This is a genomic window from Acinetobacter sp. YH16053, from assembly GCF_013417035.1.
GTDB lineage: Bacteria > Pseudomonadota > Gammaproteobacteria > Pseudomonadales > Moraxellaceae > Acinetobacter > Acinetobacter towneri.
In genome coordinates this window covers 56,636-78,171 of record NZ_VPEP01000006.1, presented here as the reverse complement: position 1 = coordinate 78,171, position 21,536 = coordinate 56,636, and the positions used below count along the sequence as shown (strand labels likewise).

Genomic DNA, 21,536 nt, shown 5'->3' with positions numbered 1-21,536 from the left:
TAGCTATATAAATCAGGATAAAAATGAGTACAGCAATCGTTATTGGCAAAAAAACTGCCGACGTTCAACAAGACGTGGTTTTACATTCACAGTTTGCCAACCGCCACGGTTTAATTGCAGGTGCAACAGGTACAGGTAAAACCGTCACCTTAAAAGTCTTGGCAGAAAGCTTTTCACGAATTGGTGTACCCGTATTTTTAGCCGATGCCAAAGGCGATGTTTCCAGTCTAGCCAAAGCAGGCAGCAGCAGCCCAAAGTTTGATGCACGTATTAAGAGCTTAGGTATCGAAAGCATTCCGTTTGCAGCATCTCCTGTGGTGTTTTGGGATTTATTTGCCGAACAAGGTCATCCGATTCGTACCACCATTTCTGAAATTGGCCCGTTATTATTGGCGCAAATGCTGAACCTGAATGACACCCAAGAGGGCGTGTTGTCTGCGGTATTCCGTATTGCCGATGATCAGGGTTTATTACTGATTGATTTTAAAGATTTAAAAGCCATGCTGACCTATGTCAGCGAACACGCCAGTGAATTTAAAGCTGAGTATGGCAATCTTTCTCCAGCCAGTTTGGGTGCGATTCAGCGCAATTTACTGGCTTTAGCTGATCAGGGCGGTGATAAATTCTTTGGTGAGCCGAGTTTGGATATTTTGGATTTTATTCAAACTGACAGTCAGGGACGCGGCAATATTAATGTTTTGGCTGCAGACAAACTCATGAACACGCCAAAACTGTACGCCACCTTTTTATTATGGATGTTATCAGAACTGTTTGAACAATTGCCTGAAGTGGGCGATATGGACAAGCCAAAGTTAGTGTTCTTTTTTGATGAAGCACACTTGTTATTTGACAATGCCAGCAGCGCGCTACAAGAAAAAATTGAACAAGTGGTACGTTTGATTCGCTCTAAAGGGGTGGGGATTTATTTTGTGACCCAAAACCCACTGGACTTGCCTGAAAGTGTATTGGGACAATTGGGTAACCGTGTTCAGCATGCCCTACGTGCTTTTACACCCAAAGACCAAAAAGCGGTAAAAACTGCCGCAGATACATTCCGTGCCAACCCAGACTTTAAAGTTGAACAAGCCATTACCGAACTTGCGGTAGGTGAAGCCTTAATTAGTTGCTTAGATGAACAAGGCACACCGCAAATTGTAGAACGTGCTTGGGTAATGCCGCCCTACTCATCGTTTAGCCCAATTAGCACAGAAGAACGACAAGCCTGTATCAGCCAAAGTGTTATTGCAGGCGTGTATGAACAGCAGCTAGATCGTGAAAGTGCTTATGAAATGCTGCAACAAAAAGTTGAACAACGTCAGCAACTAGCCGCAGCAGCAGAACAAGCTAAAATTGAAGCCAAAGAAGCTGAAGCTCGCGCCAAGCAAGAGGCAAAAGAAGCCGAAGCACTCGCCAAACAACAAGCGCGCGAGCAAGAACGTCTAGCCCGCGAACAGCAAAAAGAAGCAGAACGCGCTGCCAAACAGCGTGAAAAACTGACTCAAGATATTGTGGGTACCTTTGCCAAAAGCGCAGCACGCAGCTTAGGCGGTTCTACTGGGCAGAAAATTGTACGAGGTTTGTTAGGGTCATTATTTGGTAAGAAATAGCATGTTATAAACGATGAGGTTTGTATAGATTTCATTCATGGATGCACCATCCAAAACCTAAATGAACACTTACAAACCTCTCGCTGTCACATCTACAAACCCCATAAAAACTTTAAAAATAATGGGATATTTTTATAATCCATATTTTTTTTAAGGTTTCACAAAAAAATGTTTGCAATCCTTATTTATAAGATGTATTTTGAATACATCTTATAAATAACAGCCATGAGAGATCGAACATGACTCCACAGCAAATTGACCTTGTAAAAGCAACTGTTCCTGTACTCCGTGAAAATGGTGTCGCACTGACTGGTTATTTCTATAACCGCATGTTGGGGAATAATCCTGATCTAAAAGAAACCTTTAACATGGGTCACCAACGTAGTGGTGCGCAGGCTCAAGCGCTTGCAGGTGCTGTATTGGCTTATGCTGAAAACATTGAAGATCCTTCTGTGCTTGCGCCTGTGATTGAATTGATTGCCCACAAACACGTGAGCTTAAACATTCAAGCACCTGACTATAATATTGTGGGCGAAAACCTACTTCACTCTATTAGCGAAGTATTAAATATTTCAATGGAAGATCCTCTAATTGATGCATGGGCAGCTGCTTATGGTCAGTTAGCAGAAGTGTTTATTAATGCTGAACGTGCAATCTACGAACAACACGAACAAACTAAAGGCAGCTGGTTAGGCTGGCGTAATTTCAAAATTGCCAAGAAAGTTGTAGAAAGTGACGAAATCACTTCAATCTACTTCGAGCCAGTAGATGGTGGCGATTTACCAAAATACGACGCAGGTCAATATATTTCAGTACGCGTATTTGTTCCTGAACTTGGCTTGAAGCAACCACGTCAATACACGCTATCGACTAGCCCACAACAAGATTACTTACGTATTTCTGTAAAACGTGAGCCAGGCAATGGTGCAGATAAAGTTGCAGGTTGGGTATCGAACGTATTGCACCAATTACCAGAAGGTTCTGAAGTTGAAGTATCTGCACCAACAGGTAACTTCTTCCTCATCGACAGCAACAAACGTAATGTCTTCATTAGTGGTGGCGTAGGCTTAACACCAATGATTGCGATGTTGAATCAATTAGTGACTTTAGATGTACCACAACCTGTGACATTCATTCACGCATGTCGTAGCAAACAAGTACATGCGATGAAACAGCATCTCCAAGACTTAACTGCGAAATGTCCACGTATTCATACGTTGACTGCGTATGAGTTCCCGAACGAAGGTGATGTACTGGGTCAAGATTACGATGTTGCGGGTCGTTTAGACCTCAGCACTGTAGATGCAGCGCTGTTACCAGCCGATGCTGATTACTACTTATGTGGTCCAATGCCATTCATGGCAGAACAGCGTAAAGCTTTACTTGCGCGTGGCATCAAAGATGAGCAAATCCATAGCGAAGCGTTTGGTACAGGTGGTGTTCGCCACTAATCTAAAGCGTTAAAAGCTAATAGGTAAGGCTAGTCTAGTTATGCTAGACTAGCCTTAATTTATTTGTATTTTAAAAAAACATCTGTGCGATCATGCAATTAAATAAATTCACCGACTATGCGCTGCGTATTTTAATGTATATCTCGCGTCCTCGAGATGTACCCTATACCATTGCGGAAATTGCACAGGATTTGCATGTTTCCCAGAACCATCTGGTAAAAATCGTTCACTTTATGGGTAAGCAAGGATGGCTAATTACCACTCGTGGTAAAGGTGGCGGGATTCGCTTGCATCCTGAAGCATTGCCTTTGCGTTTAGGTCATGTGGTGAGAATCCTGCAAGGTGAAAATCAAATTGTAGAGTGTAATACCCCGCCCTGCGTGCTGCGTGCGCAATGTGGACTAAAAGGCATTCTCAATCAGGCAATGGAACAGTTTTATCAAAGCTTAGATCAATACAGCTTGGGTGAAGTGCTACAGCCTGTCCCCAATTTACAGTTCAGTACACAATCTCCAATCCCGCTGATTCATCTTTAAAGTAACTTAAACGGTCAAAGCAATATCATCCTAGATGTTGCTTTTTTCGGGCATTCAGGGCGCAAAGGTCGCTTGCCTGTATGACTTGCTTTATAATGCCTGTTTGTAGACCATGAATTGAAGTTAAGTTATGCACCACAGCAGAGGAAAATCGAAAAACAGTAAGGCGGCAGCACAGCCACGGCAGAAAATTAGCTACGAGAAAAAAGTAGACCCTGCCATTACTGAATACTCTGTTCGCGCCTTAAACTGGCTGCGTAAAGCCGAGTTTTTAATGAGTGCGCCTAAACTGAATTTATGTGTAGAAGATACTGGCTACGAAGTGGCTTTTGCAGGACGCTCCAACGCAGGTAAGTCCAGTGCAATTAATGCTTTAACCAATCAAAAACAATTGGCACGTGCTTCTAAAAAACCGGGTCGTACTCAAATGATCAACTTCTTTAGTTTGGGCAACCCCGAACAGCGTTTGGTCGATTTACCCGGTTATGGTTATGCAGCCGTACCTGAAGCCATGAAAATTGTGTGGCAAAAAGAACTCGAAAATTATTTGATTCATCGTAAAAGTTTACAAGGCTTGGTGTTACTGATGGATATTCGCCATCCCTTACAGCACTTTGATGTGATGATGCTGGAATGGGCGTATTCGCGTAAATTGTTCGTGCATGTATTGCTCACCAAATCGGACAAACTCAACCGCGGCCCTGCCAATAAAGTATTGCTTGAAGTCAAACAGCAGTTGAAAAAGATGAAACTAGATTTCTCGATTCAATTGTTTTCATCACTCAATAAGCAAGGTTTGGAAGAACTTGCGAGTGTGATGGGCGGTCGTTTGAACTTCACCTTAGAACAAGCGCATCAATTTGATTTAGACAGCATTCCAGAAGCGACTGGCGATGATGTTGATGTTGATGTTGATGTTGATGTTGATGTTGATGTTGATGTTGATGTTGATGTTGATCAGCCTGAATCTTTAGATATAGACGATCCAGCCACATCTGATACCAAAACCAAATAGTCCGTTAAATTACTGACTATTGGTCGATAACATAAAGTCCTATTCGTTCAATCTCGAATAGGACTTTTTATTTGTATGTCCACTTTCAGTTTTACGCCGTAATCACAATCTCTCTCACCACCAAAGTTGCACTTTACAACGCAGCCAGAAATGCCCTACTGTCAAGATCATAACAATTAGACATTAAACAATTACATGCGATAAGGAGATCAAACATGCAAGCACACATTTCAGTGATTACCTTAGCGGTAGAAGATTTACAACGTGCACTCGACTTTTACCGCGACGGCTTAGGACTTGTAACTGAAGGCATTATTGGACAGGAATTTGAACCAGGTGCGGTGGTCTTTTTTGAACTGCAAGCAGGCTTAAAACTGGCTTTATGGTCTAAACAAAGTTTACAACAAGATACAGGCTTAACAGGTACAGCCAGCAGTGCTGCACAAATCACTTTAGGACATAATGTACATAGCCCACTCGAGGTCGATCAGGTATTGAAACAAGCAAAAAATGCAGGTGCGAAAATTTTAAAACCTGCACAGAGCACCTTTTACGGCGGTTATGCAGGTTATTTTCAGGACTTAGATGGTCATATTTGGGAAGTGGCCTACAGCCCATATTGGGATTAATCTGCTTTGGCTCATGTCTTTACATAGCACAATAAAACAGGATGATGCTGAAAACTTGATTCGATTTTAAACCCATTATCAGGAATGCAGTGCAGGGTCATCACGAGTATGCCGATCGACCACCACACTAATCATCATATCGCCCTGCACATTGACCACAGTACGCACAGTATCCAACAAACGGTCGATCGGCAATAAAATCGCAATCGCTTCTGCAGGCAAGCCCACCGATTGTAATACCATAATCATCGTCACCATACCTGCGCTTGGAATACCAGGCGCGCCCAAAGAAGCGATCATGGCTGTGGCACAGACAATTAATTGCTGTCCTAAACTTAAATCCAGCCCCATTAAATTGGCAACAAACAAAGCCGCTGCAGCTTCATACAATGCCGTTCCATCCATATTCAGTTGTGTACCTAACGGGATCACAAAGCCTGCAGTTTGCGGACGCACACCTAAATTTTCCTGCGCACATTTCATCGAAAGTGGCATAGTGGCAGAACTGGAACTGGTGGCAAAAGCCGTAATTAAGGCAGCACGTGTGCCTTTAAAAAAGGTGATCGGATCCATTTTGCCAAATATCCACAACAGCAAAGGCAAGACCACCACACCATGAAAAATCGTGGTGCCCGTGACCACTGCAGCAAACTCTGCCAAACGACTCAGGACTGAAATATCTTCGGTTGCAACCAACTTAGCCAATAAAGCAAAAATCCCCAAAGGTGCCAGTTTCATTACCCAGCCAATCATCAACATCATAATTTCAAAAAATTGCTGACTGAGTTTACGTACCGTTTTAAAGTGCTCCCCGCCTTTGACCAGCGTCACACCCACCAATAAGGCAAATATCACCACTGCCAAAACATTACCCTCGGCAAAAGCTTTAAACGGATTGATTAAGGTGTTTTGAATGAAATTGGTAAAAAACGAAGACGGCGTAAGCGTGTCTGGGCTTTGATGCTGCGCCATAGCATCTTGAAACATCACAATATCTACGCCTTTACCCACTGCAAATAAATGCGCACACGCCAAACCTAAAATTAAAGCCAAAGTCGTGGTGGTGACACAACACGCCAACGTAATTTTCCAGACTCGACTCAATTGCCCTACAGCCTGTAAGTTCGACACACCGACCACAATTGAGCTAAAAATTAGTGGGATCAGCAGCATTTTCAGTAAACCAATAAAAATACTGCTCATTAAACCAATGCCATACAAACTGGCGCTAAAAAATGTGCTGTCTGGAAATAGATTCAGAATAAAACCAAACACCACACCCAAAATTGCGGCAATTAGAATTTGTGTATTGAGGCTCATACGCAATTGAGTTTTTTAATGTGATGTGTGGACTATGCCATGTGGCTGAAATTGAATCGAGTATTATTTTTCTAGCGCACTTTGATTAGGTTCAGATCGTGCTTCAGGATGTAAAAAAGCCGACATGAATGTCGGCTGATGAATGTAGATTTTAAAGGCTATATTTTATTGCGTTTCGATTTCACGTAAACGAATCAAGCCTTCCTGACTGGTGCTACACACCAATTCACCATTTTGCCACATGCGCCCAAAGTTCAAACCACGCGAACTAGTGCTAATGGTGGCTTCCATGTCGTACAGCATCCAGTCATCCACACGGAACGGTTTATGGAAATACATGGCATGGTCAATACTGGCACACTGCAAACTTGGTGATAAATAGCTCAAACCATGCGGACGCAGTGCTGTGGTCATTAACGTGAAGTCTGAATAAAATGCCGCAATTGCCTGATGCAAAGACACTTCATCCACCTCTGGTGAAATGCTGTCATGGGTACGAATGTAGTGTGCATAAGCAGGTGCTTCAGGCTGCGGTAAAAATGGATTGCTCGGATTAATCGGGCGAATCTCCACCAAGCGATCACGCATAAAACTGGCACGCACATTTTCAGGTACAAACTCGACAATATGCTGTTTGAGTTCCGCTTCGTTTTTTAAAGCTTCTGCTGCAGGATAGTTTGGCTCTGAAATTTGATAATTCAGACCGTCTTCCAACGGCGCAAAGGACACCATCGCAGTAAAAATGGTACGCCCATGCTGAATGGCACGTACTTGACGGCTAGAAAAACTTTTACCATCACGCAAACGGTCAACTTCATAAATAATAGGTGCGTTGACATCGCCACCAAACAAGAAATAGGCATGCAATGAGTGCGCAGGACGATCAGTGGTATAAGATGCAGCACGTAAAGCCTGTCCCAAAACCTGTCCACCAAAAACACGTTTACCCACCAAGTTACGACTGATACCTCGGTAGATATTTTCTTCTAACTTTTCTAAACAAAGAAGTTCAACCAGCTCTTGTGTGAGTGCGTTCATAACTAACCTATGTATGGCGGAAATTGGGGATGCGGGATCGAAGTCGATGAAAAAATAAATCGTCAAAATAAACTGACTATTTTAAGCCTGCTATTTTGCCATAGATTCTGCATCTTTTACCCATCAAAGACTGACCGCTGTGTCACAACTTAGCCGATCAATTTTGCTAAAAATACGATTTTTAACGATAAAATCTAACAATATTCATGCAAATTATCTAAAAATGCAGCGCGATTATTAGATACAATGACGCAAAATAAATTCCCTACTGGCTAGGGACTTGGGTGATGAAGTAGGAGTGAATATGTCCAAGCGTGGTTTTGGTCAAATGTATCGTCAGCTTTCTGGTAAGCTGCTTGACCTTGTGGTGACACCGCATGTTTTGGGTGAAGTCCCTGTCAAGGATGCGCAAAGTGTAGACTCAAATGCCACTCGCACCAAGATAACTTGCTACGTATTGCAAAATCACTCACGCAGCAATGCCTTGGTGGTCGATGGCGAAACACGTCGCTTAAAACTCACGCCTGCGCTTGATCCATTGGTGATGGGTTCACATAAAGAAAAAGCCTCGATTCTGTTTTTACAGCATCACGATGAGAACAACCTACTCAATCCACCACCTTATGCTTTTCCGCCACGCTTGTTACGTTTAATTGAACAATTAGAACAACACCCAGAACTTGATATTGAATTGGTACCTGTGACCGTGTTGTGGGGACGTTCTCCAGACAAAGAAGATTCGTGGTTTAAACTACTGTTTACCGATACGTGGGCAACGCCTGGCACAGTCAAGCAGTTAATGAATATTGGGGTGCATGGTCGTCAGTCTTATTTGGAATTTCACGAACCACAATCATTACGCGCTTTAATTGAACATGCCAAAACTGAGCATCCAAACCTGTCGCCTGCGACCTTTATTGTCAACACGCTAAATAATTACTTAGATGGGCAGCGTGAAGTCGTGCTTGGCCCAGACTTGTCTGACCGTCGCAATGTCATGCTCAGTCTGATTAAATCTCCCGATGTGCAAGATGCTATTCGTCGTGAAAGTTTACGCAGTAAAATTAGCGTGATTGAAGCCGAGCGTCGTGCGATTGGTTATTTAAATGAAATTGTGTCGGACTATTCTCATGCTGCGGTACGCTTTGCCGATATGGCACTGACCCGCTTATGGACACAATTGTACGATGGCGTGGAAGTGCATAATTTTAGTACCGTGCGCGAACTGGCCAAAGACTATGAAATTATCTACACCCCATGTCACCGCAGTCATATCGACTATTTATTGCTGTCTTATGTGATTTACAAACGCGGCATGATGGTGCCGTACATTGCTGCGGGCGATAACCTGAATATGCCATTTGTAGGTCAATTGCTTCGTGGTGGCGGTGCGTTTTTTATCCGTCGTACTTTCCGTGGCAACGGCTTATACACAACCGTCTTTAAAGAATATTTATTCAGTATTTTGTCGCGTAACACGCCGCTTGAATACTTTATTGAAGGTGGACGTTCACGTACAGGCCGCTTGTTGCCACCAAAAACAGGCATGCTCGCCATGACCATTCACAGTCATTTGCGTGGTCGTGCTAAACCGATTGCTTTTGTGCCAACTTATATTGGTTATGAACGCCTGATGGAAGGTTCAACCTATGTCGGTGAAATGCAAGGCAAGCCAAAAGAATCTGAATCGCTAATGGGCATTTTAAAAACCATGCGCAAGATTGAACGGATTTTTGGCAAGGTGCATGTCAATTTTGGCGAACCTGTGTTTTTAGATGATGTTCTAAAACAACACGATGCCGAACACATCAGCATTGAAAAAAATGATGATCCTATTCCACCACAAGTGTCAGATGCAGTGAATACTTCAGCACATGCGATTTTGGAAAACATTAACCGTGCTGCGGTAATTAACCCGGTATCTTTGTTATCGCTGATTTTACTGGCAACACCAAAACATACCTTGGATGAAGAAATTTGTGTGAAGCAGTTAGACACTTACCGTAATCTGCTCACTGCCCTGCCTTATGATGAGCGCACTCAAGTCACACCATTATCAGGTAAAGAAATTATTGCCTACGGCTTAAAACTCAAACTGATTAAACGAGTGCAGCACGTTTTGGGCGATATTATCGCGATTGAAGACCATCAGGCGGTGTTACTCACCTACTTCCGCAACAATATTTTGCATGCCTTTGTCTTACCATCTTTAATTGCAGCATTGGTGAAACATAATGGTTCGATTCGTCGTGGTGATTTAATCAACGTCATTCGTACTTTATATCCGTTCCTGAAAGCTGAGTTGTTCTTGAAATGGCAAGATCAGGAACTCAAAGAACGGATTTGTGCCTACGTGGAAGCCTTGATTCAGGCCAAATTGATTTCTGAAGATGCAGAAGGCAATTTAATTTCACCTGCACCAAATAGTGAAGATCACAACCAATTGGTAGTATTGGCTGCGCCTGTAATGCAGAGTTTAGAGCGTTATTACATGACGCTGGCGCTGATTACACAACGCGGCTCAGGCAATATTTCGGCACGTCAAGTCGAAGAACTGAGCCATTTGGTCGGTCAGCGTTTGTCGGTGCTGTATGAATTCAATTCACCTGAATTCTTTGACAAAGCCTTATTCCAAAGCTTTATTAAAGTTTTGACTCAGCAAGGTTATATCAGCACCAACAGTGACAATGCGATTGTGTTTGATGACAACTTTAAAAACGTCGCGCAATACGCCAATTTGGTGTTGGATGATGTGACTTTGCAGATGCTGCAACACATCACCACCTTTAGTGATGAAGAATTGTGTGAGGCTTTGGAGGCACTTGCTGCACAACAAGCGAAGAAACGCTTGAAACGTAAGAAGAAGTAATTTTTAAGCTTCTTCTCTTACGCCATAAATGGCTCAGGCAGACAGTTGGGGATGAGGCTGAATTAAAGCTCAATATTTGAGATTTTAAAAATCACCTCTTGCTAGCCCTTTCCTAGCAAGAGAACTTTTATTCTTCGATTTAAGGTGAATCACTTTGCGTAATTCTTAGATGATCACAATAATCCTCATGTTTGCGCTGAAATCCTGTTTTCTCCATGCGCGTAGCAAAAATCCGCTTCCCTGTTTCACGCATACTTTCCAACACCAACTCAGGTAAATTGAATTCACGTTGAATCTTTAAAATCATTTCGTGCAAAGGCTGAGCTTGGTTATTGCTACAAATATAACCTGGTTCTGGATGTTCCACGTGAAGCAAATATGCCAAAAAATTTGCCAAATCATCAATATGAATTCGATTTGACCAATGTATATTCGGATAACTTTGTGTGGTTTCCGCAAGTTTGAGCATGCGTGCAACCGATGCGCCATAAATACCCGAAGGACGCACAATCACACATTGTTCAGGATAAGCCTGTTGCCACAAATGTTCCATCTGCAACAACAACTGCCCTTGTACATCATTTGGCTTAGGCACAGTATCATCATCAATACATTCACCTGCATTTTCACCATACACCCGTGTAGATGACACCACAATAATTCGCTTTACAGGATGATCTTTTAATGCAGCGACAATCGGCTGCACAGAATCTACATAAGTCTGTTGATACGCTTCTACAGAACTCAAAACCGTATTTCGAGATGGTGCAAGTAATACATAAACGGCATCAACAGGTTGAGTCTGTGATAAATCGAGCTGTTGAATATCTTGAAGCAGATGCGTCATATCAGGATCTGTTTTCGGACTGCGGCTAATTGTGGTAATTTGATGACCGAGCGTAAATAGTTGTTTTGCAACACGCTGCGATGTTTTACCATAACCAATAAATAGAATATGCATTCAGCACCTAATCATAGCATTTGAAGTTGAGGGGACATGGCTGCAGTCCATCAGTTGCAAGGGGTAGGCTCTGCCTCTGCTGCATTACTCGAAAAACTAAATATTTTCACTACAGATGACTTGCTGTTTCATCTACCGCGTGACTATGAAGATCGTAGCACGATCATTCCCATGAACCAATTAAACGTGGGGCGCAGCTATTTACTCGAAGGTGTGGTTAAAGGGGTCGATTTTCCACTGGGTAAACGCAAGTCGATGGCGGTCAATTTAGAAGATGAATTTGGAAAAATCACCTTACGTTTTTATCATATTTATAAAGGTATTACAGATCGTGCCAAACTCGGCAATCGTTTAAGAGTATTTGGCGAAGTACGGGTTGGGGCGCGTGGTCTGGAAATGTATCACCCCGAATTACAACTCATTACTGAACATACCCCACTGCCTAAAACCCAATTGACTGCCATTTACCCAAGCACCGATGGGCTGACCCAAGCCAAATTACGTGAATACGTCAAACAGGCCTTGACACAGCATAGTGATGATTTGCCTGAACTCCTGCCTGAAAAAATGACCAATGGCTATGCACTCAAACAGGCGTTGGATTATATTCATCATCCACCTTTAAATGCCAATATGCTGCAATTGGCACAAGGCTCTCACCCTGCACAGCAACGCCTGATTTTTGAAGAATTGGTGGCGCATCAAGTCAGTTTACTGACCCGACGGGCTTATATTCAGCAAATTGCCTCACCTGCCTTTTCCCCAAGTCAAAAACTAGCGCCTACGTTACTCGGCAACATGCCATTTCAAATGACAGGCGCACAGCAACGGGTTTCGCAAGAAATCATGGAGGATTTGCAGCGTAATAAACCCATGCTGCGCTTGGTACAAGGTGATGTAGGTGCAGGTAAAACGCTGGTCGCTGCAGTCGCAGCGTGTCATGCGCTAGAAGAAGGTTGGCAAGTCGCGCTGATGGCACCCACTGAAATTTTGGCAGAACAACATTATCTGAACTTTCAAAAATGGTTTGAACCATTGGGCTTAACAGTGGCATGGTTGTCTGGCAAACAAAAAGGCAAAGCACGCGCAGCGGCTGAACTGAGCATTCAAGATGGTAGCGCCAATTTGGTGGTTGGGACACATGCGTTATTTCAGGACAATGTGCAATTTGCCAAATTAGGTTTGGTGATTATTGATGAACAACACCGTTTTGGGGTCGATCAACGTCTGGCTTTGCGCAATAAAGGTGCCAATCACACTACACCGCATCAATTGGTGATGACTGCAACGCCTATTCCGCGAACTTTAGCCATGTCCGCCTATGGCGATTTGGACACTTCGGTGATTGATGAACTACCGCCAGGACGTACACCTATTCAAACGGTGACCATTCCGCTAGATCGGCGTGAAGAAGTCTTACAACGCATTGCCAGCAATTGTGCCGAAGGCAAACAAGCCTATTGGGTCTGTACCTTGGTGGAACAGTCGGAAACCTTAGATGCGCAAGCTGCCGAGGCGACTTTTGCTGAAATTAAAGAACGCTTTCCTGAACTGAATATTGGGCTGGTACACGGCAAAATGAAAGCCGATGAAAAACAAGCCGTCATGCGGCAATTTAAAGACAATCAACTACAATTACTGATTGCCACCACAGTAATTGAGGTCGGGGTCGATGTACCCAATGCTTCAATTATGGTGATCGAAAATGCCGAGCGTTTAGGACTTTCACAGCTGCATCAGTTACGTGGACGAGTCGGACGGGGTGCCAAAGCCAGTTTTTGTGCCTTGTTGTATAAAAATCCACTTTCGCAAAATGGACAAGAACGCTTGCGGATTATGCGCGAAACCAACGATGGTTTTGTGATTGCAGAAAAAGATTTAGAACTGCGTGGCCCTGGGGAACTTTTAGGAACCAAACAAACGGGAGATATGGGCTTTCGGGTGGCTAAATTAGAACGGGATGATCATTTGCTGGCACAGGCGCATCATGTGGCACAGCAAATTTTAAACGATTATCCTACACATGCCGAAGCTTTGCTAAAACGCTGGCTGCCTGAGGCACCACGTTATGCCTATGTTTAAACGGATTGCAGTCCTAAGATGACTCAGCCGATCAATCTACTACAATGCGGCATACAATGGTTGCGCCAACTGCAGCCGTGTCAGCTCTGCCATAGCGACACGCAATGGCAACATTCGGTCTGTCAAACCTGTTGGCAACAATTGCCGTGGCGTAGCCAAGCGGTACAACGACAAGAAATGCAGATTCAAGTCACTTTTGATTATCACTATCCAATTAATCGCATCATTCAACAATTTAAATATGAACAGCAGTTACATTACCAACTGCTTTTAGTAGGCGCGCTAAAACAACTGTCTTATCCTAAAATCCAAGCCATTGTACCGATGCCAATTTCCACTGCCCGCTTGACTGAACGCGGCTACAATCAATCTTTATTGTTGGCAAAAGGACTAGCGCGGCATTTAAATGTCCCGATTTGGCAACCTGTGACCCGCTTACAACAGCACGCGCAAAAAGGCTTAAGTCGCTTAGAACGATTGGAAGACATCCAACAGCAATTTCAAATTCAGGCTGCGCCTAAAATCCGTTTTCGTCGGGTTTTAATTGTGGATGATGTGGTCACGACGGGCAGTTCAATTCATGCACTCAAACAGCAGTTGCTCAAGCTCGGCTGTCAAAAAGTCGAGGCGGTTTGTCTGGCCAGTGCTGAATAAAAAAACTATTCGGTTGAATATGCTCAACGCATTAAAAAGTTGAACTTAAAATATAGAAGAATGATCAACTGCTCTTAATTTTGTTGTAAATATTGTTTTAACCACGGCATCACCACTTCACGGGTCAGCGGTGCCAACAAAGTATCTTGATCATCCAAATCTACCCACTTCATTTCGGCAATTTCAGCAGCAATTTTTGGTGCCTGATCAAGCTGAACCCAATACACATAACTGACCAAACGGCAGTCGGGCTCATTGGCCGTTGCTGTTTCATAGCGTCCAATAAATTGTTGAATTTGCGCCTGACAGCCAATTTCTTCGGCAATTTCTCGCAACATGGTCGTTTCAGGCGCTTCATTGGGTTCTAATTTGCCACCGACCTGCATAAAACACGCGGTATGCTGTTTACGCACCACCAATAACTGCTGTTTGACATTTAAAATAATTGCAGCTGCAACGGTAATGATGTTGTTGATCTCAGCCATTTTATTTCGCCAGTTCCTGCTGCACCCACTCTAGCTCAGGCACTTCCCATTTCATTTCAGGAACACGGTATTGTTCAAATTGCTGCAAAATATTGTCAATACAATTCGATACAATCAATGCCTCACAAAAACGTGGCTGAGTAAAACCTTTTTCAGAGGTCTGTCTTAAAAACTTCAGCAAATCATCATAAAAGCCATCTACATTTAAAAAAGCGCAGGGCTTCGAGTGAATTCCTAATTGTGCCCACGTCCATTGCTCAAAAATTTCTTCTAAAGTTCCGGAACCACCCGGCAAAGCAATAAAGCCCTGTGCCAATTCTGACATTTTTATTTTGCGAGCATGCATGTTTTCAACAATATGTAATTCGGTCAAATGCGGATGCGCCAATTCATGCTCTGCCAAACTTTCAGGCATAACGCCAATTGCACGACCACCTGCGGCCAAGGTACTATCTGCCACCACACCCATTAAGCCTGAGCGCCCACCGCCATAAATTAAAGTTTTGCCTTGTGCAGCCAGTGTTTCACCCACTTTCCGTGCATTTTCAACAAAAACTGAATCTTTTCCTGGGGCAGAACCACAGAAAATAGCAATTGACGACATCATTTTTTCACCATGTTATCTGGCTGTCATGCCATAAAATTAAACTTCAGGGAGATTTTTAAATAAAATAGCATTCTGAGCAGTGTATTTAGTAAGATCCTTGTCTAAAATACACCCATCCACAAAACCCATACTGCGCAAGGAGAAAAGACGAATGCTTGAAGCCTTTTATGCCACAGAGCGCGGTAGTCTGGAAGATGCCACCATTAACGGTGGTTTTGATTTGCATCCAGATCTGGTCTGGATTGACCTAATTGCCCCTTCACAAGAAGAACAGCAATGGGTACTAGACGCATACTCACAAAATTTACCGACCTTAAAATCTTTGGAAGATATTTCATCTTCAGCGCGATTCTACCGCGATGATGACGGTATTTTACACATTAGTACCTATTTTTTAACTAAAAATAAAAACTATCAAGTCGATGGCGAAACTGAAGACAATTCCAGTATTTTAGCCACTGTGCAAACCGTCGCCTTTATTTTACATAAAGAACACTTGTTTACCCTACGTGGTGAAAAATTAGTGGCGTTTCGGGCATTTCGGGCGCGTGCACGACGTAACGACTACGAAATTGACTATAAAGACCCGACTTGGGTGCTTTTAGGCTTGCTTGAAGCCAAACTGGACGAACTTGCGGATATCTTAGAAGATATCCACAAGGACTTAGAAAAGTATTCCACAGAAGTCCTAAATAACCGCCATCGTGAGCAAATTTTAGACCTCGATGACATGATTACCCGACTGGCGCAATTAGAAGATATGCTTGGGAAAGCCCAACTGTGTTTGATTGATTTACGTCGTGTCCTGACCTTCTTGGCACGTCCACGTGCGTTAGGCAGTCATATTTACGATGCAGACATTCGAGAACTCAGTGAAGATGTACGCTCACTGGTCGAACACGATGCTTTCTTATTCCAAAAAGTGCGCTTCTTACTCGACACGACTTCGGGCTTCATTAACACTGAACAGAACGACACCATTCGTCGATTCTCGATTTTACCAAGCATGTTAGCGCCACCAATGCTAGTTGCCAGTGTCTACGGCATGAACACGGATGTATTACCTTTTGCCAAAGGTACCACCAGTTTTATTGTGGTCAGTGTTATTTTAATTGGTTTCTTTATTGGCCCATTGATTTACTTCAGATGGAAAAAATGGATTTAATGCCCTTTATATTCCCTCTCCTTTTAGGCATAGGTATCTACACATCTTTAGGTACCTAGTGCAATAGTTGCGATTTCATTCAGTTCATCTATTGAATATTCTGAGAGCAGTTGAAGAGTATTTAGTAAAATCGAGAGTCCTGCCAATATGGCAGGCGCACTCTCTACCTTGCCTCTTTTCTGTTGTCTACCTGAAAGTCTAGTCAAAAATGCACGGACTTTCTGATTTTGTTCATCTGTACAACGCTGCACTCTCCACGTCAACACACAAGCCATACAACTGATTAGCAAACGCCTTAAAATCGCTTCTGGCGTAGTCTGAAGCCATGACTCAATATCATGGCCTGCTTGCTTGAGAAGTTTGAAATAACATTCGATTGACCAACGCCAGTAATACCAAGTCGTCAGTTCTACTGCGGTAATCTCAGTTGGTACATTACTGATCAATGACCATCTTGCAACTGTCTTTTCATTAATATCTTTAACCACCGCAATAATCAGTCTAGCCTCAATTGCAGCACCTTTCTGAGGGGCAACTCTTTGACCTAAACAATCTTTTTTATTTGATTTTGCAGCACGGGTAAGCCGAACATTGGTTTCTCCAACATAAAGCATATGTTGATTACCCTTATAAGAAATGGGTTTCACTTGCTGTATTTCGATACGTTCAGCAACTTCTCCAACTTTACATATTTCACCCTGATGCTCAATCCGATTTCCTTCCTTTGCTCGAATAAGCCATTGAAAACTATGACTGCTTAATTACCTGAGATGAGCAATGGAATCTCCTTCACGATCAATAATATGTACGCAGGTTTTATCAAAAGGAAACTGTTCAACTTTTTGAATTTGTTCAGAAAGGGAGTCTAAATGGGTTTTACGTTCGGTCTGTTGCTCATTGAATGTCGAATAGCAACCTGAAGCACTAGAAAGGGTCTGAGCTAATGGAGCAACAGGAAGTCCAGAACCAGCATCAACAAGTAAGCTCGTTTGTAATTCATAGCCTGAGTCGTACTGATGTGTCCTTTGGAGTTTTTGGGTTTTATTACGATGTGTCACATATTGGATTTGTGACCAATCATGAATAACTAAAGCATAACGATGCAGCGATGTCTTAATCTGATCACAAGCAAGTTTTTGAATAGGTTCATTTAATTGTTTAAATGAGATTTTATCATTATTTAAAAACCGCCATACAGCTTGCGTCGTTGCGAAACTATTTTTTTGAGCAGAGGCAATATCTTTGATTGCAGGAGCAAGTGAAGCAAGAGGATTCATATTGAGTTGAACAAGGTTGTTGTAACGTTTGACAAGGCGCTGATCTAAGCGAGAGATGTTAAAATTGAAGAGCATGCTCTTCAATTTAACGCAAAACATGGAAATTGTGTAGATACCTATGCCTTTTAGGAGAGGGTTAGGCAGAGGTTTGCAATTTTTCTTCTCCTTTTAGCAGCGGGTCAGAGAGGTTTGCAACCACTCATAACCTCCCTTTCGTAAAGAAAGCAAATTAACGCAATAAAAAAAGCACCTTACAAGTAGGTGCTTTTTTGTGGTTTCACTTTTAGGCGATCAGTTTTAAATCATCTTGCAAATGACACGCTTGAATGATTTTCATCATTTTTTCAGGAACAGCTTTAAACTGTAAGCCTTTGGCTTCTGGTGTCTGACGCAACCACTGCACCAAAACAGCCAAAGCCAAAGTGCTGCCTTGTTCCAGATTTGCCAAATTCACTACCAAAGGTAGTTGCTGTTGACGAATCAACTGTATGCCTTTTTGGTAATATTGCTCAGCATTACTGAAATCTATTTTTCCAGAAACGCATAATTCCTGATTTGATAATTCAATCACGCCACACCTAACCTATTTTTTCTTTTCAACCGCAGCTTCTGCATCTGGCTTAAAGGTTGCAATAGCTTTATCAATATTGCCACCATTACGCTTCACGTTTGCCGCAAACTGGTTACGGAATTGCAAACCTAGATCAATACCCGAAACGTTGATGTTACGGATTTTCCATTGGCTGCCTTTATCTGCCAACTGGAATGACACAGGAATTTTTTCACCATTGTGAACAAAGTCGATGGTCACTACAGGGTTCTTGCTGTTGGTCGCCTTATAAGGACGCATGGTATAGGTTTGGTTACTGAATTTCGCAAACGCTGTACCATAGTTCTCAATTAAGGTTTCACGGAAGTTTTTCTCAAACTGTGCACGTTGTGCCGCTGAGCTGTATTGGTTCGTCGCATAAGTCCCCATCACAATACGGGTAAATGCTTGCGCATCTACATACGGGTCAAGGTTCTGACGCACAATGGTTTTCACCAATGCTGGATTGTTCTGCAATTTAGCATGATCTGCTTTTAAACGTGTAATCAAGCTATCGGCAACTTTTTTCACAAAAGCTGGTGGCGCTTCTGCGGGTGCAGCAAATGCAGTACCTGCCAACATGGTAGAAAGCACACTTACCGCCAGAGTTTGCTTTAAAAGTGTTTTCACGGACAATCTCCTCAATTACTCAACAAATGACACTTCTGCATCTGTTGTTTCAGCTGTCGCTGTATCTGTGTCTGACGCTGCATTGGATGTTTTCGCTGCACCGCCAGTAATAAACTTACTGATTAAATCTTCTAAATCCATGGTGCCTTGTGTATTGGCAATGCTTTCGCCACGTTTCACAAAGTTCAAACCACCACCTGGAACAACTTTGAGATACTTCTCACCCAACAAACCATTGGTTGCAACCATTATGTAAGCATCTTCATCAATACTGGTGATGGATTTCATGTTACTCAACAGTTGTTGTTCCATTTCTTTTTGTTGCTCAGGACTTGCCTGTTCGTATTCAGCACTGTAACGCAATTCTTCAACTGCATAATTTTGCACTGTTTTTAATTGCTCAGCATTAAAACTGGTCAGTTTACCATCCAACTCAAATTCAACAGTGGCCAAACGTGATACAGGGTCTAAGGTGATGTCATTCACACGCCCAATGGTCACACCGCTCATGGTGACTTTAGCACGTGGTTTTAAACCATTCACATTGTCAAACGTTGCGGTCATATTATAGCTGTCACGTAAATTGGTTCCGACCAATCCACTGACTTTCATCGCCAAGAAAAACAATGCAATGCCTGTCAGAATGACAAAAACACCTACGGCCAGCTCACTAGTACGTGATTTCATTAAACACCTCCGAACATGACCGCAGTCAACACAAAATCAAAACCTAAAACACATAATGAAGAATACACCACGGTGCGCGTGGTCGACGTTGCAATGCCTTCTGAGGTCGGCACACAGGCATAGCCCTGATACACTGCAATCCAGGTACAAATTAATGCAAAAACAAAACTTTTAATAATGGTGCCATTAAAAATATCTTTATAGAATTGCACGCTGCTTTGCATGCCACCCCAGAAAGAACCTTCATCTACACCCAGAAAATCTACCCCAACCATTTTGCCGCCCATAATGCCAACCGCAGCAAAAATAATGGAGAGCATTGGCAGGCTGACAATTCCTGCCCATAAACGTGGTGACACGATACGCTTGAGTGGGTCTACCCCAATCATTTCCATACTGGCCAATTGTTCTGTGGCTTTCATCAAACCAATTTCTGCAGTTAAGGCAGAGCCTGCACGTCCTGCAAATAACAGTGCAGCCACTACAGGTGCCAGTTCACGCAATAAAGTCAAAGACACCATGGTGCCTAACATGGCTTCTGAACCGATATTGACCAAAATGGAGTAGCCTTGTAAGCCCAAGACCAAACCAATAAATAAACCCGACACCGCAATAATCAATAACGACATCACGCCAACACGGTACATTTGGTACAGGAACAGCTTCACCCCAAGCAGGGTTGGCATGGAAAATAGAATTTGCAACAACATTTGGGTGGCGACACCAATGCCACGAACACGCTCAATGACGCGTTGACCTAATGCGGCAATAGCATTCATGAACGCACCTCATCACTTAAATAAGCCCGATGGCTAAATTGATAATCGACAGGCCCTTCGGCAGCGCCTGTTAAGAACTGACGTACAAATGCCGATTCATGCTGTTGTAATTCCGCAGGTGTACCCTCGCCCTGAATCACGCCTTCTGCGATAATGTAAATGTAGTCAGCAATCGACAGCGTTTCACCTACATCATGCGAGACGATGATGGTGGTTAAATCCAAAGCTTCACGTAAAGAACGAATTAAACGAGTCAGTACACCTTTTACAATCGGGTCTTGGCCTGCAAATGGCTCATCGTACATGATCAATTCAGGGTCTAACGCAATCGCACGTGCTAAGGCCACACGACGGTTCATCCCGCCCGATAATTCTGCAGGCATGAGTTGTTCAGTACCACGTAACCCCACTGCTTCAAGTTTCAACGCCACCAGTTCTGCAATTAAATGCTCCGGTAACTTGGTATGCGCACGCAATGGAAATGCTACATTTTCATACACGCTCATATCGGTAAATAATGCACCGCTTTGGAATAACATGCCCATACGTGCCCGTGCAGCAAACAACTCCTGACGTGACATATCTGCAAGGTTTTTTCCATCCATTAAAATATCACCATGATCGGGTGCCAGTTGACCACCAATCAAGCGTAATAATGTGGTTTTACCTGTACCAGAAGGTCCCATAATGGCCGTAATTTGCCCACGGCGAATCTTTAAACTGACATTTTCAAAAATGACACGTTTCCCTCGCTTAAAGCTCAGTTCATTGACTTCAATCAATGACGGCTCATGTTGAGGTGTTGAATTATTCATAGCTGAGGGTCTTCCTGCATTTTTTCAGCACGTATACTATAAAGGATTGAAGCATAAAATGTTATCTAGCAAATTTTTTAAAACTGTGTACGTCTTGTGCAACTATAAATATTATTGTTATCTAAATCACTTTCATTACAGCAAACACTTAAAAATAAGAGGAAATAATATAATAAATTAAATTACATAAAATCAGCGCTAAACCAATATACGGCATCATTCCCTCTCTCGTCTGCATCAGCATTCGCAAGCCATCGATGTTCATAATTCGCACAACACAATAAAAACATGACACAGTATACATTTCATTCAGACGGAAAATCATTTTTTAACATAAAAA

19 protein-coding genes and 1 pseudogene are annotated in these 21,536 nt (G+C 42.8%); 9 read left to right on the top strand and 11 right to left on the bottom strand.

Going from position 1 to position 21,536, the window contains the following annotated elements:
* The first annotated feature begins 23 nt into the window (after nt 1-23).
* The 5 genes from FTV43_RS07260 to FTV43_RS07240 all read left to right on the top strand — a co-directional run bounded on the left by FTV43_RS07260 (nt 24) and on the right by FTV43_RS07240 (nt 5,238).
* Nucleotides 24-1,607: a helicase HerA-like domain-containing protein gene (locus FTV43_RS07260; RefSeq protein WP_096901360.1), complete on the top strand. Its 1,584-nt coding sequence runs from the start codon at nt 24-26 to the stop codon at nt 1,605-1,607.
* A gap of 239 nt (nt 1,608-1,846) precedes the next feature.
* Nucleotides 1,847-3,058 (top strand): NO-inducible flavohemoprotein, encoded by a 1,212-nt coding sequence (gene hmpA, locus FTV43_RS07255; RefSeq protein ID WP_179995212.1) that lies wholly within the window; start codon nt 1,847-1,849, stop codon nt 3,056-3,058.
* 92 nt (nt 3,059-3,150) lie between these two features.
* Nucleotides 3,151-3,594, top strand: a complete 444-nt coding sequence (locus tag FTV43_RS07250; protein WP_004974689.1) for an Rrf2 family transcriptional regulator — start codon at nt 3,151-3,153, stop codon at nt 3,592-3,594.
* A 130-nt stretch (nt 3,595-3,724) separates the two neighbouring features.
* A complete protein-coding gene (gene yihA, locus FTV43_RS07245; RefSeq protein ID WP_179995211.1) occupies nt 3,725-4,609 on the top strand; it encodes a ribosome biogenesis GTP-binding protein YihA/YsxC in 885 nt (294 codons plus the stop codon).
* 215 nt (nt 4,610-4,824) lie between these two features.
* Nucleotides 4,825-5,238: a VOC family protein gene (locus FTV43_RS07240; RefSeq protein WP_179995210.1), complete on the top strand. Its 414-nt coding sequence runs from the start codon at nt 4,825-4,827 to the stop codon at nt 5,236-5,238.
* 78 nt (nt 5,239-5,316) lie between these two features.
* On the opposite strand, the gene FTV43_RS07235 is transcribed toward FTV43_RS07240, so the two are convergent.
* Entirely contained in the window at nt 5,317-6,558 is a 1,242-nt protein-coding gene (locus tag FTV43_RS07235; RefSeq protein WP_104852589.1) for a dicarboxylate/amino acid:cation symporter, read from the bottom strand.
* Between the two features lie 165 nt (nt 6,559-6,723).
* Complete coding sequence (locus FTV43_RS07230; RefSeq protein ID WP_004974677.1) at nt 6,724-7,596, bottom strand: acyl-CoA thioesterase II; 873 nt, start codon at nt 7,594-7,596, stop codon at nt 6,724-6,726.
* 304 nt (nt 7,597-7,900) lie between these two features.
* On the opposite strand from FTV43_RS07230, the gene plsB reads away from it, so the two are divergent.
* Nucleotides 7,901-10,465, top strand: a complete 2,565-nt coding sequence (plsB, locus tag FTV43_RS07225; protein ID WP_179995209.1) for a glycerol-3-phosphate 1-O-acyltransferase PlsB — start codon at nt 7,901-7,903, stop codon at nt 10,463-10,465.
* 139 nt (nt 10,466-10,604) lie between these two features.
* Here plsB and FTV43_RS07220 read toward each other — a convergent pair whose 3' ends face one another.
* Entirely contained in the window at nt 10,605-11,426 is an 822-nt protein-coding gene (locus FTV43_RS07220; protein ID WP_179995208.1) for an NAD-dependent epimerase/dehydratase family protein, read from the bottom strand.
* Nucleotides 11,427-11,462: 36 nt separating this feature from the next.
* On the opposite strand from FTV43_RS07220, the gene recG reads away from it, so the two are divergent.
* Complete coding sequence (gene recG / locus FTV43_RS07215) at nt 11,463-13,508, top strand: ATP-dependent DNA helicase RecG (protein ID WP_179995207.1); 2,046 nt, start codon at nt 11,463-11,465, stop codon at nt 13,506-13,508.
* A gap of 18 nt (nt 13,509-13,526) precedes the next feature.
* Nucleotides 13,527-14,162 carry a ComF family protein gene (locus FTV43_RS07210; RefSeq protein ID WP_179989136.1) on the top strand — a complete coding sequence of 212 codons (636 nt, stop codon included), beginning with the start codon at nt 13,527-13,529 and terminating at the stop codon, nt 14,160-14,162.
* A gap of 74 nt (nt 14,163-14,236) precedes the next feature.
* Here the strand turns inward: FTV43_RS07210 and FTV43_RS07205 are convergent, their stop codons facing one another.
* Entirely contained in the window at nt 14,237-14,647 is a 411-nt protein-coding gene (locus tag FTV43_RS07205) for an NUDIX domain-containing protein (RefSeq protein WP_004974664.1), read from the bottom strand.
* Nucleotide 14,648: 1 nt separating this feature from the next.
* The gene (locus FTV43_RS07200; protein WP_179995236.1) at nt 14,649-15,251 is read right to left on the bottom strand and encodes a TIGR00730 family Rossman fold protein; all 603 of its coding nucleotides are present in this window, start codon (nt 15,249-15,251) and stop codon (nt 14,649-14,651) included.
* Nucleotides 15,252-15,405: 154 nt separating this feature from the next.
* On the opposite strand from FTV43_RS07200, the gene FTV43_RS07195 reads away from it, so the two are divergent.
* A complete protein-coding gene (locus tag FTV43_RS07195) occupies nt 15,406-16,419 on the top strand; it encodes a magnesium and cobalt transport protein CorA (RefSeq protein ID WP_168419484.1) in 1,014 nt (337 codons plus the stop codon).
* A 47-nt stretch (nt 16,420-16,466) separates the two neighbouring features.
* On the opposite strand, the pseudogene FTV43_RS07190 reads toward FTV43_RS07195, so the two are convergent.
* The 6 genes and pseudogenes from FTV43_RS07190 to FTV43_RS07165 all read right to left on the bottom strand — a co-directional run bounded on the left by FTV43_RS07190 (nt 16,467) and on the right by FTV43_RS07165 (nt 21,196).
* Nucleotides 16,467-17,696, bottom strand: a pseudogene (locus FTV43_RS07190) (transposase).
* A gap of 283 nt (nt 17,697-17,979) precedes the next feature.
* A complete protein-coding gene (locus FTV43_RS07185; protein ID WP_168419182.1) occupies nt 17,980-18,267 on the bottom strand; it encodes a lipid asymmetry maintenance protein MlaB in 288 nt (95 codons plus the stop codon).
* 12 nt (nt 18,268-18,279) lie between these two features.
* On the bottom strand, nt 18,280-18,915 hold the full coding sequence (locus FTV43_RS07180; protein WP_178318815.1) for a phospholipid-binding protein MlaC: 636 nt from the start codon (nt 18,913-18,915) through the stop codon (nt 18,280-18,282).
* A gap of 15 nt (nt 18,916-18,930) precedes the next feature.
* Nucleotides 18,931-19,602 (bottom strand): outer membrane lipid asymmetry maintenance protein MlaD, encoded by a 672-nt coding sequence (locus FTV43_RS07175; RefSeq protein ID WP_168419183.1) that lies wholly within the window; start codon nt 19,600-19,602, stop codon nt 18,931-18,933.
* On the bottom strand, nt 19,602-20,381 hold the full coding sequence (gene mlaE, locus FTV43_RS07170) for a lipid asymmetry maintenance ABC transporter permease subunit MlaE (RefSeq protein ID WP_179995206.1): 780 nt from the start codon (nt 20,379-20,381) through the stop codon (nt 19,602-19,604). The genes FTV43_RS07175 and mlaE overlap by 1 nt, the downstream gene beginning before the upstream one ends.
* Nucleotides 20,378-21,196, bottom strand: coding sequence for an ABC transporter ATP-binding protein (locus FTV43_RS07165; RefSeq protein ID WP_179995205.1), 819 nt, complete (start codon nt 21,194-21,196; stop codon nt 20,378-20,380). The genes mlaE and FTV43_RS07165 overlap by 4 nt, the downstream gene beginning before the upstream one ends.
* Nucleotides 21,197-21,536 lie beyond the last annotated feature (340 nt).

Bases quoted from the DNA above. Each gene is read 5' to 3' on its own strand.
- FTV43_RS07260 (WP_096901360.1), top strand. From the start codon at position 24: ATGAGTACAGCAATCGTTATTGGCAAAAAAACTGCCGACGTTCAACAA.
- hmpA (WP_179995212.1), top strand. From the start codon at position 1,847: ATGACTCCACAGCAAATTGACCTTGTAAAAGCAACTGTTCCTGTACTC.
- FTV43_RS07250 (WP_004974689.1), top strand. From the start codon at position 3,151: ATGCAATTAAATAAATTCACCGACTATGCGCTGCGTATTTTAATGTAT.
- yihA (WP_179995211.1), top strand. From the start codon at position 3,725: ATGCACCACAGCAGAGGAAAATCGAAAAACAGTAAGGCGGCAGCACAG.
- FTV43_RS07240 (WP_179995210.1), top strand. From the start codon at position 4,825: ATGCAAGCACACATTTCAGTGATTACCTTAGCGGTAGAAGATTTACAA.
- FTV43_RS07235 (WP_104852589.1), bottom strand. From the start codon at position 6,558: ATGAGCCTCAATACACAAATTCTAATTGCCGCAATTTTGGGTGTGGTG.
- FTV43_RS07230 (WP_004974677.1), bottom strand. From the start codon at position 7,596: ATGAACGCACTCACACAAGAGCTGGTTGAACTTCTTTGTTTAGAAAAG.
- plsB (WP_179995209.1), top strand. From the start codon at position 7,901: ATGTCCAAGCGTGGTTTTGGTCAAATGTATCGTCAGCTTTCTGGTAAG.
- FTV43_RS07220 (WP_179995208.1), bottom strand. From the start codon at position 11,426: ATGCATATTCTATTTATTGGTTATGGTAAAACATCGCAGCGTGTTGCA.
- recG (WP_179995207.1), top strand. From the start codon at position 11,463: ATGGCTGCAGTCCATCAGTTGCAAGGGGTAGGCTCTGCCTCTGCTGCA.
- FTV43_RS07210 (WP_179989136.1), top strand. From the start codon at position 13,527: ATGACTCAGCCGATCAATCTACTACAATGCGGCATACAATGGTTGCGC.
- FTV43_RS07205 (WP_004974664.1), bottom strand. From the start codon at position 14,647: ATGGCTGAGATCAACAACATCATTACCGTTGCAGCTGCAATTATTTTA.
- FTV43_RS07200 (WP_179995236.1), bottom strand. From the start codon at position 15,251: ATGTCGTCAATTGCTATTTTCTGTGGTTCTGCCCCAGGAAAAGATTCA.
- FTV43_RS07195 (WP_168419484.1), top strand. From the start codon at position 15,406: ATGCTTGAAGCCTTTTATGCCACAGAGCGCGGTAGTCTGGAAGATGCC.
- FTV43_RS07175 (WP_168419183.1), bottom strand. From the start codon at position 19,602: ATGAAATCACGTACTAGTGAGCTGGCCGTAGGTGTTTTTGTCATTCTG.
- mlaE (WP_179995206.1), bottom strand. From the start codon at position 20,381: ATGAATGCTATTGCCGCATTAGGTCAACGCGTCATTGAGCGTGTTCGT.
- FTV43_RS07165 (WP_179995205.1), bottom strand. From the start codon at position 21,196: ATGAATAATTCAACACCTCAACATGAGCCGTCATTGATTGAAGTCAAT.